We start from the raw sequence: 14916 nt of genomic DNA, 5'->3' as shown, positions 1-14916 counted from the left end.
GTTCCTTCTGCTAACCGGTCCTTGTCTTAGCGCACCACGCATTTTGCGCAACTTGTTTGTCCGGACATTTCGTGGATCGGAATCTGAAAAAGCCTCTTGAGTCCGCCGCGCGGCTGGCATATCTGGGGCTCACTACAGGGGTATAGCTCAGTTGGTAGAGCGACGGTCTCCAAAACCGTAGGTCGCGGGTTCGAACCCTGCTGCCCCTGCCATTGAAATTGTCCGAATACTAAGTTGTGATTTCCAAGGATGAACGGGTTTCAGCCTTTGAGTTCGCTATACCTGTCTTCAGCTATTTCGCGCTTGGATCAATACTAGTCGCAGCATTGGCTTCGACAACACTGCTACAATGACGCGAGGCCATCGTGACCTGTTGTTATCTTTTGTTGGCACCTGTTTTTTCGTGCGGGCGTACCGCATCCAGTTTTTCAGCCCACATATTCTGATATTCTTGAAACACCGCTGGTTTGTCTGAGTGGAGCGCCATCAATGCACACGCGGCCCACATAGCGACATCGTAATCCGAGTCGGTCTTTTTCAGTAATTGCGCATTCAGTGCAGCGGCTTCTGATGTCGAAGGTTTATGCATTGCCATCGGACCCCTTGTGCCAACTGATACTGTTATTTGCAATCGTCCTGTCACGGACATTCCCAAAACCGACAGGTATCACTATGTGGGTAGTACAGTGAATGGGCTGGAAACAAGGCGTTAACGTGTCGTTAACTTTTTGCTGGGGTTCTTGTCCATAAGAGTGTTCATGTGACCGGTTCAAAGGTGAACTAAATCACAGACCAATCACTAGAATCCCGCTTTACTTACAACTGTTACGAGTTGGCGCTCACGTTCGGTACATGACGCTGTTTTGTTTTTCCCTCCTGTGGCCGGGGCGCGCTTGTGGTTGAGCGCGCCCTTCCTATGTCCGAATAACTAGGTTGCCGTCGATGCCGGTTCTGAGGCGGTAATCGAGGTTTCCTTGGGTGGGCGATTGACTTATTGTCCGGCCACGACGCAATCAGCCGGATGAGGATATATGTCGCGTTTTGATGGATATTTTCTGCGGCAATTGCTGGTTTTATTCGGCTTCTTCACCCTCGTCCTGGTGGGTGTCTTCTGGATCACCCGTTCTGTCAGCCTGTTTGACAAAGTCATCAGCGGTGGCCAGTCCGCTATGGTGTTTCTTGAATTCACCGCGCTTACCCTGCCAACGCTTGTTCGTACGGTTATGCCGATGGCGGTATTTGCGGCTGCCGTCTATGCGACCAACAGATTGAGTCGCGAAAGCGAGATGACAGTGATGCTGGCAACCGGGTCAAGCCCGTGGCGACTAGCGCGGGCCGTTGTTTTGTTCGGTGTGATCACTGGTCTGATGATGGCTGCCATCAGTGTGTTCCTGCGCCCTGCATCGGTCCAACAATTGGAATACCGGCAAGCCGAAGTAGCAGGAGATGTGACAGCGCAGTTGTTGAATGAAGGCGAATTTCTGCACCCCGCCGAAGATGTTACGGTTTACATCGGTGGCATCGATTTGGACGGTACGTTGCACGAGGTGTTCGTATCCGATCGGCGCGACCCGGAAAACGCAGTCAGCTATTCCAGTGTGACGGCCTATCTGGTCAATAACGACGCGGGAATTCATCTGGTGATGGTCGACGGGGTGGCGCTGCGCCTGAACAAGGCGGGCAGGGTTCTCTCCTCGACCCTGTTTCAGGACGCATCATACGACATTTCGCAACTGACGAACGCAAGCCCGTTGGCAAACCGCAGCCTCGAAGCCATTCCAACCTCTGATCTGATCCTCAACCGGGATGCGATTTCTGAAACCGAGGGGTTCAGCCAGGGTAAATTGATCGAAGAACTGCATCAGCGATTTTCCTGGATAGCCATTTGCATCGCCGTATCGCTGGCGGGGTATTCAACCCTGATGTTAGGCAGCTTTTCACGGTTTGGATTGTGGCCTCAGATTTTGGGTGCCTTTACCATTCTTGTGCTGCTTGAGGGCGTACGCGGGTTCGTGTCCCCGGTTGTGATCGATGACCCGAAGCTTTGGGTGCTGCTTTACCTTCCTGCCGTTATGGGTGTATTGATCTCGTGCTGTTTTCTGCTTGTCGCAGGTCGCCCGCTATTACGGAAACGTGCGCGCGGGTCCGAGGTCATCCCAACACCCGCTTGATTTCAGGTTCGAAGTTCTTCCAGACAACAACGAATGTCGTCGAATTCTTCGCGATCACTGCGGGCGACCAAATACATCGGCAACGGCAGGCTTACACTGTCTTCAACCCGTTCGAGCGCACCCGAAGCCAAATGTTGCGAAATGACGTAGTCGGGGAAGTAGCCGCATCCGCCTCTTTGCAGGACATATCGTAGCGCCATCATGCAATTGCCAAGAAACAAGGTCTGCCCTGAGGCGCGTCGCACAGCCGATCTAACGTGATCCTGGTAGATCTCTCCAAGTTCAAGATTGACGAAGACCAAATCGTTTTCTGCCGTTGCTGCTTGCGGGGTTCTGACGAGGGTTAGAAGCTCCGGTTCCAGTTCGTGAAAGGTGACGCGTCGGTCTGATGGCGTTTCATGCGTGATCGCCACGTCCAGCACATGGGTCGCAACAGCTTCAACCATGTTCAGATCGTGATCGTAGTTCAGTGTCAGCAGCAGTTTGTCAAAGCGCTGTTCAAACCGAACAGCCAGATCCACAAGCAAAGGGTCCCAGATGCTAAGCTGACTACCCAACCGAAGCGCTGGACGGTTCTGTGTCTGAAACGGTAAATCCCGCGACGCGAAGGCCCAAAGGGATAGTATTTGTTCTGCATACGGTTTGAATTGTTGGCCAAACTCGGTCAGCGAAGTGCCACCGGCTCCGCGGGTGAATAGTGGTCTGCCGGTTTCTTCTTCGATCAGATGAATGCGCGCGCTGACGGCCGTTTGAGTTACATTCAGCTTACGGGCAGCGGCATGAAAACCACCTGTCTCCGCCACACATAGAAAGGTTTCCAAAGCTTTGGTTCGCATACCGAGAGTATTTTTTGATCGTTGTGATAAAATCAATTCATTTTTTTGAAGTTGCGACTCGTAATATTGTCGGCTTCGGGAAACACGCCAAAGGATCAGCCATGCTGGACAAAAGCCACAAACCGACCTGGACTAGTTTTGAGAATGCCACCAAGGCCGACTGGGACGCCGTTATGGATTATGAAGAGGCGTATAATGCCGCCTTGCCGGATCGCATTCTGGACGCCATTCGGTCACTGGACGAGGAATGGACACCCTATCCGGTCAACCGGTATCAGCACAGCCTTCAGGCCGCGACCCGGGCTTATGAGGATGGCGCGGATGAGGAGTTGGTGGTCGCCGCTTTGATCCACGATACCGGCGACATTCTGTCACCCTACAACCATGGAGAGCTGTCAGCGGCGATGATGAAGCCCTATGTCAGCGAGAAAACCTATTGGATACTTAAGCACCATTGCGTGTTTCAGGGTTACTACTACAACCACCACCTTGGAGGAGACCGCAACGCGCGCGACAAGTATCGCGACAGCCCCCATTGGGAGGACTGCCGCTATTTCTGCCATGAATACGATCAGAAGGCGTTTGACCCAGACTATCCGACGAAACCGCTGGAGTTTTTTGAACCCATGCTGCGCCGCATCCTGAGCAAGGGCGAAGGCCATATGGAACTGAACGAAACTGCCGAAGATTAACAGGCAGCCATCAGGCGATAGACAATCTGAGCTGTGGTGAAGTCCCAGGCGGAATTGCCGTCCGGGGCCAGCTCAACCACATCGAAGCCCACGCATCTGCGCCCCTTGAGCGCGTGCTCGACCAGCCGCAGTGCCTGGTAATAGCCCAACCCACCGGGCACCGGTGTTCCGGTGGCGGGCATCAGCGATGGATCCAGCCCGTCGACGTCGAAACTGACATAGACCAGCTCGGGGAAGTCTGCAGGCAGGTCGACCGAATGGATGTTACCTGTCACCAGTTCCTCGGCATCCACGTGAAAGACGTGGTTTCTCAGTCGGCTTTGGGCCTCTTCAGTTGAAAAAGCGCGAACACCGAACTGGGCGAGCCGAACGCCTTCTTCGGCAAGCAGGTGCATCACTGAGGCGTGAGAGTGTTTTTCGCCCTGATAAGCGTTGCGCAGGTCGGCATGGGCGTCGATTTGGACGATGCCGATGGGTTGGTTTAGCGCACGGGCCACACCTATCACTGCGCCATAGCTGAGGGAATGCTCGCCGCCCAAAGTGACCGGTACCTTTCCAGCCCGAATTGCAGCCTCGGTGCGGTGCGCAAGGCGTTCCATTACCTCGGGCAACGGGCCGTCACAATTTAGCGGTTCTTCGGTGAAAATTCCTTCGACACAGGGCTCCGCGTGACCGGTGATGCGTTCCAGTTCATTACTGGCCTCGATAATTGCCTCGGGGCCTTTGGCCGTGCCGGACCCGTAAGAGACCGTGCGCTCCAAAGGCACCGGGATCACGCGAAAGCGGGCATCTTCGGTGCGTTCGGATGCGGTCAATTCACTGTCGAGAAAAATGCTCATGAGAGTCTGTCCTTGAAGTCGTCATATCCGAACTGCCGGATGATCTTCAGCTCGTCCGTTTCGCTGTTCCACAGGGCGATTGTGGGCAGGGGGACGCCATTGAAGGTGTTTGTCTTGACCATCGAGTAATGTGCCTGATCGAGGAAGGCAAAACGCTGTCCGATCTCCAGCGGCTTGCCCCAAGTGTAGTCGCCAATCACGTCACCCGCCAGACAGGACGGGCCGCCAAGGCGATAGGTATGGCCTGTTTCGGCCTCATCCATAAGGGCAGGGCGATAGGGGGCCTCGATCACGTCGGGCATGTGACATGTGGCCGAGATATCAGTGATCGCGAGGTTCATGCCGTTGGTCGGCAGGTCGAGGATTTCACCGATCAGAATACCTGCGTCCAGCGCCACAGCCTCACCGGGTTCAAGGTAAACATCAATGCCATAGGTTTCGCGAATGTCCTTGAGGAAGGCCACCAGCCCGTCGCGGTCATAATCATCGCGGGTGACGTGGTGGCCACCGCCGAAGTTCAGCCACTTGAGTTGATCAAGGTAGGGTTTGAGCTTCGGTTCGATGGCGGTCCACGTGCGTTGCAGCGGTTCGAACCCCTGTTCGCAAAGCGTATGCATGTGCAAGCCGTCAACGCCGCGCAACGTGTCGGCGGTCAGTTGGCTGACTGGTGTGCCAAGGCGCGAGCACGGGGCGCAGGGATCGTATTTCGGAACCTCGCCTTCGGAATGTTCCGGATTGATGCGCAGGCCAACCTGCACTTTGGCGGTTTGGGCTTTGGCGAGAAACCGGTCCTTTTGGGCAGCGGAGTTGAAGATGACGTGATCGGACAGCGACAGGATTTCGTCGATATCCGCGTCTTTGTACCCGGCGCAGAAGGTTGCGACCTCTCCGCCATATTCCTCGCGTCCCAACCGGGCTTCATAGATACCCGAGGCGCAGGTTCCCGCAAGGTGCCGGCGCACCAACGGGGCCAGCGAAAACATCGAAAACGCCTTGAGTGCGCTGAGAACATGCGCGCCGGAGCGGGTTCCGACATCAGCGAGGGTTTTCAGATTCCGTTCAACCGCCTTTTCGTCGACCACAAAGCAGGGGCTGGGTACACGGGAGAGGTCGAAATTGCGGAAGGCGCCGGCGTCACCGGCCTGTGTGGTCATCATGTCGGACATAACCGGCGTCTCCGTTTGGTGGAGAGGCCGGGGGCGCTGCCCCCGGACCCCCGGGATATTTAGGGCCAGATGAAGCTAAAGCGGATCAGAAGTTAACCGGGCCGTCGAGTTCATGGACCTGCCATGGCAAGCCATGTTCGTTCAGCATGTCCATGAAGTCGTCCGGGTCGAGCTGTTCCATGTTCCACACGCCAGGCTCGGACCAGTTGCCTTTCAGCACCTGCGCGGCGCCGATCATGGCGGGGACACCGGTGGTGTAGCTGACGGCCTGACTGCCGACTTCCGCATAGCATTCCTGATGATCGCAGATGTTGTAGATGTAATAGGTTTTCTCGCCCGAGCCATCCTTGGCCTGACCTGTGGCGATGTCGCCGATGCAGGCCTTGCCCTTGGTTTCCGCGCCCAGATCACCGGGATCGGGCAGAAGGGTTTTCAGGAACTGGATCGGGATGATTTCCTTGCCGTCATGCATCACTGGGTCGATGCGGGTCATGCCGACATTTTCCAAGACCTTGGCATGCATGATATAGGCGTCGCCGAAGGTCATCCAGAAGCGGGCGCGCTCAATCTCGGGGAAGTGGGTCGAGAGCGATTCCAGTTCCTCGTGATACATCAGGTACATGTTTTTGGGGCCGATGGCGGGGAAATCGAATTCGACCTTGTGGGTCATGGCGGGAGAGTGTTTCCATTCGCCGTTTTCCCAGTGGCGCACTTCAGCCAGAACTTCGCGCAGGTTGATTTCGGGGTTGAAGTTGGTGGCAAATTCCTGATCGTTCGAACCGCCATTGGCGTCCAGCACGTCGATCTGGCGGATGGTGTCCAGCTTGTGCTTTTTCAACCATTTGGCAAAGACCGATGTAACGCCGGGATCAAAGCCCGAACCAAGGATGGCGGTCAAACCGGCCGCTTTGAACCGTTCCTGATAGGCCCATTGCCAGTGGTATTCGAACTTGGCCTCATCCTCGGGCTCATAGTTTGCCGTATCCACATAATGAATGCCCGCCTCAAGGCATGCGTCCATCAGCACCAGATCCTGATAGGGCAGGGCGAGGTTCACGAGGATTTCAGCACCAGTTTCCTTGATCAGCTTTACGGTGTCTTCTACCTTGTAGGCGTCCAGTTCGGCGGTCGCGATATCAACGCCCACACGGTCTTTCACCGATTTGGCGATCGCGTCGCATTTCGATTTCGTGCGGCTGGCCAGTGTGATTTCGGTGAAGATATCCGAATTCATTGCCATCTTGTGCACGGCAGCGTGGGATACGCCGCCCGCGCCGACAACCAGTGTTTTGCCACTCAAAGTGCCCATGGGGGTGATCTCCTCTCAGGGGTTATTCGTAATAGGTGTAACCGTTGATCGAGTCGCGGTAAGCGCTCATCAGGGTTTTGCGGTCCTTGGCTTTCAGGGTGCCAGTCGAAATCGCCTCATCCACCATTTTGCGGAAGGCGGCGACGCAATCCTGCGGGACGAACTCGACATATGACAGAACCTGGCTGATCGTGTCGCCCTCTTGTTCGTGCAGCAGGTCAAAGCCGCCATCCGGGCGCAGGTCGATGGAGACCACGTTGGTGTCACCAAAGAGATTGTGTAGATCTCCCAGCGTTTCCTGATAGGCGCCAACGAAGAAGACGCCCATGAAATATTCGTCCTCTTCAGGCAGGGAATGCACCGGCAGGCTGGGGGACACACCGTCGGCCAGAATAAACCGGTCAATCTTGCCGTCGCTGTCGCAGGTGATGTCGGACAGCACGGCGCGACGGTCGGGGATCTGGTTCAGATATTGCAGCGGCACGATCGGGTGCAACTGGTCGATGGCCCAGACATCTGGCAGCGACTGGAACAGCGAGAAGTTGCAGTGATAGATATCAGCAACCTTTTCAAGCTGGTCATTCAGGTCCGTTTCCAGATCCTCTGACGCGGCCAACGCCTTGAGCCGCGCCATCAGCGACAGGTATATCCGTTCGGCCCGGGCCATCTGACGCAGGTCGACATAGCCGCGACGAAACAGGGCGCGCAGCTCGTTACGATAGAAGGTGGCGTCGTTCCAGCATTCCTGCAGGCGGTCGCGAGAGAGGTATCCGTGCACCGCGGCGAGGTCCGAGACCAAGTGGTGGTCATCCGGATCAACCTCGGGGCCATTGGGCGCATCGTAAAGCGTGCTTTCGAGCACGTTGAAGACCAGCATCGAGGACGTCGCCACCACGGCACGTCCACTTTCCGTGACCAGTGTCGGGTGGTCCACCTCTGCCTCGTCCATGGCGTAGGCCACGGTTTCGACGACATTGGCACAGTATTCTTCGACCGTGTAGTTGATCGAGTTTTCGGCGGCTTTCTTTTCGCCGGTGTAATCGACCCCCATGCCGCCACCCAGATCCAGGTGGGTCAATGGCACGCCTTCGCGCGTAAGCTCGGTGTAATAGCGACAGGCTTCGCCCACAGCACGGCGCACATCGTTGACATCCTGAACCTGGCTGCCCAGATGTGAATGCTGCAGCTTGAGGCAGTGCAGCAACCCTGCGTCTTTCAGCTTGTCTACGGTGGCGATAAGCTGATCAGTGTTCATCCCAAAGGCCGAGCGGTCGCCCGAGCTTTCTTCCCATTTGCCGCTGATCTGGTTGGTCAGCTTCACCCGAACACCGATCAGGGGCTCGATGCCCAGTTCGTTGTAAACTTCGATTACCGTGTCGGCCTCTTTCGGGCTTTCCAAAACGATGACCGTGTTGAACCCGATCTTGCGGCTTAGAATAGCCAGTTGGATGAATTCGGCATCTTTGACACCGTTACACACGATCAACGCTTCGGGGGCCAGACGATGCGCCAGCGCAATCACCAGTTCGGGTTTGGAGCCGGCCTCGAGCCCATAGTTGTATTTCTTTCCAAACTCGACGATCCGGTCAACAACCTGCGCCTGCTGGTTCACCTTGATCGGGAATACGCCGCGATAGCTGCCTGTGTAGCCCACGCGCGCAATCGCATCACGAAAGCTCTCGTTCAGATGGGCAATTTCGTGTTCCAGATAAGACGCGACGCGCAGAACCATCGGTGCTTTGATGCCACGGTCGTCCAGATCGCTGAGGATACCGGGCAGGCTGATCGCCGCTGTCTCGGGGGCCATGGGATTGCGCAGACCGATCTCGCCCTGTTCGGTCACCTCGATGAGGCCTTTGCCCCATTTCTCAACTCCGTAGATGGAATGCGGTGCGTCGGGCGTCTGTTTCAATCAAGTCGGTCCTTAACGTAGGGTGCCAGTTTCGCGCCCGCCAATACGGCAGCAGTTTGATTCTTCCAAGTGTAAACTATCTGATTGGGGATTCCGAATTTTACGCGGACGGGTGGATTGGGATCAGATGATTGTCCCATTGGCATTCGGCGCGGGTTCGAACAGCTGGGCGCGCGCCCGTCAATGTCCCGAAGGCGCCTGTTCCCGTGGTAAAGACCAACCCGTTCGCACCGGCCCCAAGCCCACAGACATCCTCAAGCGCGAAGGCGCCGATGAATGTGCCACTGGTTGTGTCAAACTGGTGCAGCGCATTGCCGCGCGGACAGGTGATTGCGATCGTCTCGGCGTCGGCTGAAAATGCGATGCTGCCAGCGTATCCCTGCAACATGCTTTGTTCGTGATCCGGCGCGGCAAGCAGGCGCGGGGCTTCACCCTGACGATGCAGGCCCAACAGGGGCGGGTGTTCGGACTTGCTGCCCTGCCATTGCATGGCAAAGCCAACCAGACCGTCGCTCCGCACCGCCAGATGGCGGATCGAGTTCTTGTGAAGCTCGTCAGGTAACGACACCTGCTCTTGGATCCTGCCCGACAGGGTGAGATAGCTCAGGTTGGGCGCCATCGTCGGCAGGTTCAGCTTTGTGCGCCCGGTTTCGGGGTGCGTTTCGATCCCGCCATTGGCAATCACCAGCGTTTCCCCGTCGGGCATCAGGCGCATGTCATGCGGGCCTATTCCGCCAGATGAAAACTCACCCAGACGCGAAAAGCTTTTAGCGTCCCAGACACTGACGATACCTGTCCCGGCTTCGTAGTCGTTCTCGGTGGCATAAAAATACGCGCCATCCGCCGAGAATGTGCCGTGGCCGTAGAAGTGTCGGCTTTCAGGGGCATTTAGCTGCGCAATCTGCGCGCCGGTTGCGCAATCGATGACGATGGCAAAGGTTCCCGGACGTCTGGCAAACGCGACCGCCAAGGCCTTGTGTGGATGGGCAGCGGCCGCATGTCCGCGTTCGGGTAGAGGCACGGAGAACACGATTTTCCCCAATGTGCTCAACCCGGCAAGTCGAAAGGACCCGTCGGGAAACAGCCCTGCGGCCAGAAAACCAGGCGAACCGGCCGAGGCCCACCCGCGGACCGGGGAAATCGCGGCTGCGGCAAGACCGGCAAGAAAATGGCGGCGTGACGTCACGGGTTAGTCTCCGTCCAGCGAGTTGAATCCTGCGCTGATCCCCAATGTCGGACCCAGCTCGGTCACGGCGATGCTGCGGATATCGTGGATCGACTGTTGAAGCGCCTCGATCCGGAACCGGGCTTGGGGATCTGAAACCCCGGCCAGCGAGGGATCGTCAATGGATTGAGCGTTCTGGATGGCACGTGCAAACGCAGCGTCCAGTTCCGACGCGATTTCGGTGTGATCAAAAGACAGCCGTGCGGCTAAATCTCGCAAGGATATCAGCGACAGTTCTACATGGCGCAAAGACCGCCCGGACCGCCGCGCCTCGGCCCGGTTCGGACGGGGGCGGTCGAATGTCCCCATGGGGCGACCCAGCCGAGTGTCCGCCGTGAACTCAAGACCGGTAGATAGGGCCTTGAACAGCTCCTGCATCGCTTCGTCCTGCGTCCGGTAGCGTCTGTTCTCTTGGGGTTGGGTAAGGCTAGAGGCATAGCTGTGCCAGTCCTGCGCCATCGCGCGGGCATTGGCATCGATATCCGCCGTGATCGCCCTGATCAGCGCGCAGCGATATTCGGCATTGCCCTGTTCCGCGTAATTGGGATCGAACAACATCCGTTCGAGCGCGAAGAACCCGCGCCCTGCTATGGACGTTTCGGCATAGGCCTCCGGGCTTTGCACGGTGTCATCCTCGGTTGCGATATGCTGGGACAGGGCTTTGGTGGTGAACCCTTTCGTGTCCGGCCAGAACGCCATGGCGAAAGCGCGGTCATCGACCTCGGTCGGACCAAACCGCAGGTGGCTGGCGGATATCCAGCTATCGAAAGCCGCATCGTAGGCCGCGCGCAGCGCCGGTGAGGTCGGATCGCACTCAACCAGTGACGCGCTGACTAGCGCGCCCGTCGTTTCCGGCAGCGTGTCGAACCGGGGCAGGATATGGGTTTCAGTCACATCCATCAGGATCGGCGCGCGATCCTGTGCCTGCGCGGCAAGTGGCATGATCAACGCTGCAACAAGGGTAAGAACTCGCATGGGTCAGAGGCTCTCCAGAAATTGGATCAGGGCATCACGGTCGACTTTGGGTATCGAGACAACAGCGTCGCGGGCAGCTTGCGCTTCACCGCCATGCCACAGGATCGCCTCTAGCAATGTGCGCGCCCGCCCGTCATGCAGAAATTCTGTGTGGCCAGAGACGCGTTCGGTCAGGCCAACGCCCCACAAAGGCGGCGTGCGCCATTCCCGGCCTGTCGCTCGGGCCTCGGGGCGATTGTCGGCCAGACCTTCGCCCAGGTCATGCAGCAACAGGTCGGTGTAGGGCCAAATCAGCTGAAAACTGTGCTCGGGCCGATCTTCCATCCGATGAGTGACATGTGACGGTGTGTGGCATGACGCGCAGCCGGTCGCATGAAATACCTCTTTCCCGCGCAACACCTTGGGGTTATCCACGTCGCGGCGACCCGGCACCCCCAGATTGCGGCTGTAGAAAGCGACCAGGTCCATACCCTGATGATCGATCTCAAAGCCGCGCTCATCATTGTCGCCATGCGGGGCTTGGATGCAGTTCACCTGCACATTGGTGCAATCCCCGTGCGGAGCAGGGTAGAGTGGGTTCGATATGCCGATATCCCCGGCAAAAGCAGCTGCCGATTGTTCCATAACTGTCGGCATCCCCGCCTTGTGACCGAACCGGCCCATCATCGGCGTGTCAAACTCGACCGACCAGACGATATTCGGGCGACCTGATATGCCGTCCCCATCCAAATCGTTAGGGTCGGCCTTGGCAAGCAGGTCTTCGACCGGGATCGCTTCCAACAGGCCAAGCCCGATCATCTGCGGCGCGACCCGTGGGCTTAGCATCGCGTTGGGGTGCAGCGGGCCATAACCCAGATCGGCTGCCTGATAAGTCGGGCGGCGCAATGAGGCGGTTTCACCGTCAGAAAGCTCCACCGGGATTTCTTCGTACGAGATGTCCAGCCGGTATTCCGCTGGATGACCTGCCAGTGCGAAATCCTGCATCTGCCCACCATAGGTAGGCTCGGGCAGAGTGGCGATGTAATCTTCTATCGCTGCATAGCCATCTTCCGACGTGCCGGGGATCGAGACCCGCAGAAACATCGAAACCGCGTTGTCATCGGGCCCGTTTGGCGTGTGTCCGCGCCCATCCTTGATGTGGCAGCGCTGGCACGACCGCGCGTTATAGAGCGGCCCCAACCCGTCAGAGGCGAGCGTCGATGAGGGCGACGAAACCCAGACCTTCTTGAACAGCCCGTTTCCGACTTTGAAATTCAGCTCCTGTTCAAAGCTCAGGTTGTCGGACGGTTGCGAGAACGCATCCGCGTCCGTACGAACCCGAACAGTCGCGGCCCCGGCGGGCAGTTCTTCAAACTGCTGCGGTGCGCTGAAATCCTGGGGCGGTGCTATGACAACGGCAATTCGGGCGCGTTCATCGTCAGTGCGGGGGGTGACGTTCAGATGCAGGTCCTGTAGCTCGGCTGACAGGGAAGGGGTGGCCGCAAAGGCGACCACCGACAGGGCGACAAGGCTATTCGCCTTCGTCCATTTTCGATGCGTTGAGTTGCGCATAATTGGCTTCGCCGATCCTTTCATAGAGGTCGAGCTGCGTTTCGAGAAAGTCGATATGGCCCTCTTCATCGGACATCAACTGCTCGAACAGCGACATCGAGACATAGTCGCCGGCATCCCGACAATATTCGCGCGCTTCCTTGTACAAGGCCCGTGCATCGATCTCGGCCGCCAGGTCACATTCCAGCGTTTCCTTTGGTGTTTGACCGATCCGAAGCGGGTCCAGCTTCTGAAGGTTGGGGTGGCCTTCCAGAAAGATGATCCGTTCGATCAGCTTGTCCGCGTGGCCCATCTCTTCGATGCTTTCCTCGCGGCTTTTCTTGGCCATGTGGCCAAGCCCCCAGTCTTCCTGCAACCGGTAGTGCAGCCAGTATTGGCTGACTGCAGTCAGTTCATGCCGCAGAGATTTGTTGAGATATTCGATGACTTTTGGATCGCCCTTCATCTGCACTCTCCTGTGATACTGCCGCGCGCAGGGCGCGGAGTTGCATGGGTACTTCGAGATTATCGCTTGACCGCATCGTGTCCAGAAACAGAGGCATGCATCCGCCGCAATCCGCCGATTTTCCAAGAGCATGGTAAACCTTGCCGGGGGTGATGATGGTTTGGGGGTCGGCTGTCCGCATCCAGTCGATGGCGGCGCGGATGTCGTGGTCCGAGATGTTGGTGCAGTGGCAGACAATCATGAATGTTGGCTTGGGTTTGTGTGGTTCAAAGGGCTGGCGGGTCAGCGTGCTGAGTGTACCGGGGGCAGGCAAGCCCCCGGCACGTGTTCTTGTTTAGTGGAATACCGCGTCGGGGTTATCCAGACTGTCTGATCCTTCAAATTCAATCTGGTCCAGTTCCAGTGCGGTCACGATGCGCTCGATTGTCTTGGTCTGGTCGATCAGGCCGTTGACGCCGGCCATGATTAGGGTTTCACCGCCTTCGTTGCCGCGTTCCAGCATTTGGTCATAGGCAAACCCTGCTTCCGCGGTCGATTTGATTCTGCCAAGGGCTTGCATCGTGACGGCCAGTTTCGCCTTCATCTCGGCGTCCAGTGCCGGATCAGTTGCGATCACCAGATCGGCCAGCGATGCGCCTGACACAGGTGTGCCATCGATGCGGGTATAGCTGCCCAGATAGACGTTCAGAACGCCCAGTCCATCGTAGTAATGGCTGTTGTGGGTGTTGTCCGAAAAGCAATCGTGTTCTTCTTCCGGGTCGTTCAGCATCAGGCCCAGACGCATCCGCTCACCCGCTTGTTCACCGTAAGACAGTGAACCCATACCGGTCAGGATCGCACTGACACCCGCCGTTTCATTTTCCATCAGCGCCGTGCGCGCCGCGCCGCCTTGTTTCCACTGATCGGCCATCCAGGTCAGATCGCTGACCAGCAGGTCGGTTGCGGCGCTCAGATACTGTGCACGACGGTCGCAATTGCCACCAGTGCAGGTATCGCCGTTCGCATAATCAGTGGCTGGACGGTTGCCTGCACCGGCCCCGTGGCCGTTCATGTCCTGACCCCACAGCAGGAACTCGATAGCGTGGTAGCCGGTCGCGACATTGGCTTCGATACCATCAGCTTCGTGCAGGGATTCGCTCAGTAGTTCCGGAGTAATCTCGCTGGCGTCAATGGTTTCGCCCGACAGTTCGAAGCTGGGGTTGGCGATGACATTCAGAACCGCAAATTCGTTCTCATCCGTCGCGCCACCATAGGCCGCGTCGACATAATCAATCAGACCTTCATCCAGTGGCCAACCGTTTACTTTGCCTTCCCAGTCATCAACGATTGCGTTGCCAAAACGATAAACTTCGGTCTGTTGATAAGGCACACGCGCTGCAACCCATGCTGCCCGTGCCGCAGTCAGGGTCGCGTCCGAGGGTTCGGCAATCAGCGCACCGACTGCGTCCCGCAAAACCTTTGCCGCAGTCAGGCTGTCGTCATACTTGGCTTCGGCAATATCGGCATAGGTTTCCAGAATATCCGCTTTTGTCGGCACATCACCGGCAAAAGCAAAAGTGGCTGTCGCAAATGTCAAAGCGCTGGCTGTTGCAAACAACTTGGTCATGGAGGTCGATACTCTCTTTTCAGAACTGTCAGATCAGGCGGGTTTGTTCCCGCGGCGGCTTTCATTGAAATAACTGAGTTAAAAAGTCAACATTGTCAATCTGAGTTTTTTTGTCGGATAATGAAACCGCTGACTCAGTTGCCACTATCCCCATATCTGGCGGGGGTTCGGTCCGGCGGATCACATTGT

Annotated in this window: 14 protein-coding genes and 1 tRNA gene; 3 read left to right on the top strand and 12 right to left on the bottom strand. The window is 57.2% G+C overall.

From position 1 onward, the window contains the following. The first annotated feature begins 136 nt into the window (after positions 1–136). Positions 137–212, top strand: a tRNA-Trp gene (locus ACR0M3_RS10180). Between the two features lie 164 nt (positions 213–376). On the opposite strand, the gene ACR0M3_RS10175 is transcribed toward ACR0M3_RS10180, so the two are convergent. Beyond that, positions 377–595 carry a hypothetical protein gene (locus tag ACR0M3_RS10175; RefSeq protein WP_480487675.1) on the bottom strand — a complete coding sequence of 73 codons (219 nt, stop codon included), beginning with the start codon at positions 593–595 and terminating at the stop codon, positions 377–379. Positions 596–1031: 436 nt separating this feature from the next. On the opposite strand from ACR0M3_RS10175, the gene lptF reads away from it, so the two are divergent. Next, positions 1032–2171, top strand: coding sequence for an LPS export ABC transporter permease LptF (gene lptF, locus ACR0M3_RS10170; RefSeq protein ID WP_480910564.1), 1140 nt, complete (start codon positions 1032–1034; stop codon positions 2169–2171). Positions 2172–2173: 2 nt separating this feature from the next. On the opposite strand, the gene ACR0M3_RS10165 is transcribed toward lptF, so the two are convergent. Next, positions 2174–3007 (bottom strand): LysR family transcriptional regulator, encoded by an 834-nt coding sequence (locus ACR0M3_RS10165; protein WP_480910561.1) that lies wholly within the window; start codon positions 3005–3007, stop codon positions 2174–2176. Positions 3008–3108: 101 nt separating this feature from the next. Between ACR0M3_RS10165 and ACR0M3_RS10160 the strand changes: the two genes are divergently transcribed. Then, positions 3109–3699 (top strand): HD domain-containing protein, encoded by a 591-nt coding sequence (locus ACR0M3_RS10160; RefSeq protein WP_480605317.1) that lies wholly within the window; start codon positions 3109–3111, stop codon positions 3697–3699. Here the strand turns inward: ACR0M3_RS10160 and speB are convergent. From speB to ACR0M3_RS10110, 10 genes are all read right to left on the bottom strand, one after another. Then, a complete protein-coding gene (gene speB / locus ACR0M3_RS10155; protein ID WP_480910560.1) occupies positions 3696–4538 on the bottom strand; it encodes an agmatinase in 843 nt (280 codons plus the stop codon). The genes ACR0M3_RS10160 and speB overlap by 4 nt on opposite strands. Beyond that, positions 4535–5704, bottom strand: a complete 1170-nt coding sequence (gene nspC, locus ACR0M3_RS10150) for a carboxynorspermidine decarboxylase (protein WP_480475640.1) — start codon at positions 5702–5704, stop codon at positions 4535–4537. Before nspC ends, speB begins: the two co-directional genes overlap by 4 nt. Before the next feature lie 85 nt (positions 5705–5789). Beyond that, the gene (locus ACR0M3_RS10145; protein ID WP_480910557.1) at positions 5790–7013 is read right to left on the bottom strand and encodes a saccharopine dehydrogenase family protein; all 1224 of its coding nucleotides are present in this window, start codon (positions 7011–7013) and stop codon (positions 5790–5792) included. Between the two features lie 22 nt (positions 7014–7035). Beyond that, positions 7036–8925: a biosynthetic arginine decarboxylase gene (speA, locus tag ACR0M3_RS10140; protein WP_480910554.1), complete on the bottom strand. Its 1890-nt coding sequence runs from the start codon at positions 8923–8925 to the stop codon at positions 7036–7038. A gap of 100 nt (positions 8926–9025) precedes the next feature. Next, positions 9026–10111, bottom strand: coding sequence for a DUF1513 domain-containing protein (locus ACR0M3_RS10135; RefSeq protein ID WP_480910552.1), 1086 nt, complete (start codon positions 10109–10111; stop codon positions 9026–9028). Between the two features lie 3 nt (positions 10112–10114). Beyond that, a complete protein-coding gene (locus ACR0M3_RS10130) occupies positions 10115–11125 on the bottom strand; it encodes an imelysin family protein (RefSeq protein ID WP_480910549.1) in 1011 nt (336 codons plus the stop codon). 3 nt (positions 11126–11128) lie between these two features. Continuing rightward, a complete protein-coding gene (locus tag ACR0M3_RS10125; protein WP_480910548.1) occupies positions 11129–12676 on the bottom strand; it encodes a di-heme oxidoreductase family protein in 1548 nt (515 codons plus the stop codon). Further along, complete coding sequence (bfr, locus tag ACR0M3_RS10120; protein WP_267365109.1) at positions 12636–13121, bottom strand: bacterioferritin; 486 nt, start codon at positions 13119–13121, stop codon at positions 12636–12638. Before bfr ends, ACR0M3_RS10125 begins: the two co-directional genes overlap by 41 nt. Then, the gene (locus ACR0M3_RS10115) at positions 13069–13362 is read right to left on the bottom strand and encodes a (2Fe-2S)-binding protein (protein WP_480831407.1); all 294 of its coding nucleotides are present in this window, start codon (positions 13360–13362) and stop codon (positions 13069–13071) included. Before ACR0M3_RS10115 ends, bfr begins: the two co-directional genes overlap by 53 nt. Positions 13363–13455: 93 nt before the next feature. After that, positions 13456–14727, bottom strand: coding sequence for an imelysin family protein (locus ACR0M3_RS10110; protein WP_480910545.1), 1272 nt, complete (start codon positions 14725–14727; stop codon positions 13456–13458). Positions 14728–14916: the final 189 nt, after the last annotated feature.

The organism is Ruegeria sp. O5 (genome assembly GCF_056535105.1).
The sequence above is the reverse complement of the archived record's forward strand: the minus strand, read 5'-3'. Positions and strand labels throughout refer to the sequence as shown.

Coding starts and splice junctions, on each gene's coding strand:
- ACR0M3_RS10160 (WP_480605317.1), top strand. CDS start 3,109: ATGCTGGACAAAAGCCACAAACCGACCTGGACTAGTTTTGAGAATGCC.
- ACR0M3_RS10110 (WP_480910545.1), bottom strand. CDS start 14,727: ATGACCAAGTTGTTTGCAACAGCCAGCGCTTTGACATTTGCGACAGCC.
- nspC (WP_480475640.1), bottom strand. CDS start 5,704: ATGTCCGACATGATGACCACACAGGCCGGTGACGCCGGCGCCTTCCGC.
- ACR0M3_RS10130 (WP_480910549.1), bottom strand. CDS start 11,125: ATGCGAGTTCTTACCCTTGTTGCAGCGTTGATCATGCCACTTGCCGCG.
- lptF (WP_480910564.1), top strand. CDS start 1,032: ATGTCGCGTTTTGATGGATATTTTCTGCGGCAATTGCTGGTTTTATTC.
- bfr (WP_267365109.1), bottom strand. CDS start 13,121: ATGAAGGGCGATCCAAAAGTCATCGAATATCTCAACAAATCTCTGCGG.
- ACR0M3_RS10115 (WP_480831407.1), bottom strand. CDS start 13,362: ATGATTGTCTGCCACTGCACCAACATCTCGGACCACGACATCCGCGCC.
- ACR0M3_RS10165 (WP_480910561.1), bottom strand. CDS start 3,007: ATGCGAACCAAAGCTTTGGAAACCTTTCTATGTGTGGCGGAGACAGGT.
- ACR0M3_RS10145 (WP_480910557.1), bottom strand. CDS start 7,013: ATGGGCACTTTGAGTGGCAAAACACTGGTTGTCGGCGCGGGCGGCGTA.
- ACR0M3_RS10125 (WP_480910548.1), bottom strand. CDS start 12,676: ATGCGCAACTCAACGCATCGAAAATGGACGAAGGCGAATAGCCTTGTC.
- ACR0M3_RS10175 (WP_480487675.1), bottom strand. CDS start 595: ATGGCAATGCATAAACCTTCGACATCAGAAGCCGCTGCACTGAATGCG.
- speB (WP_480910560.1), bottom strand. CDS start 4,538: ATGAGCATTTTTCTCGACAGTGAATTGACCGCATCCGAACGCACCGAA.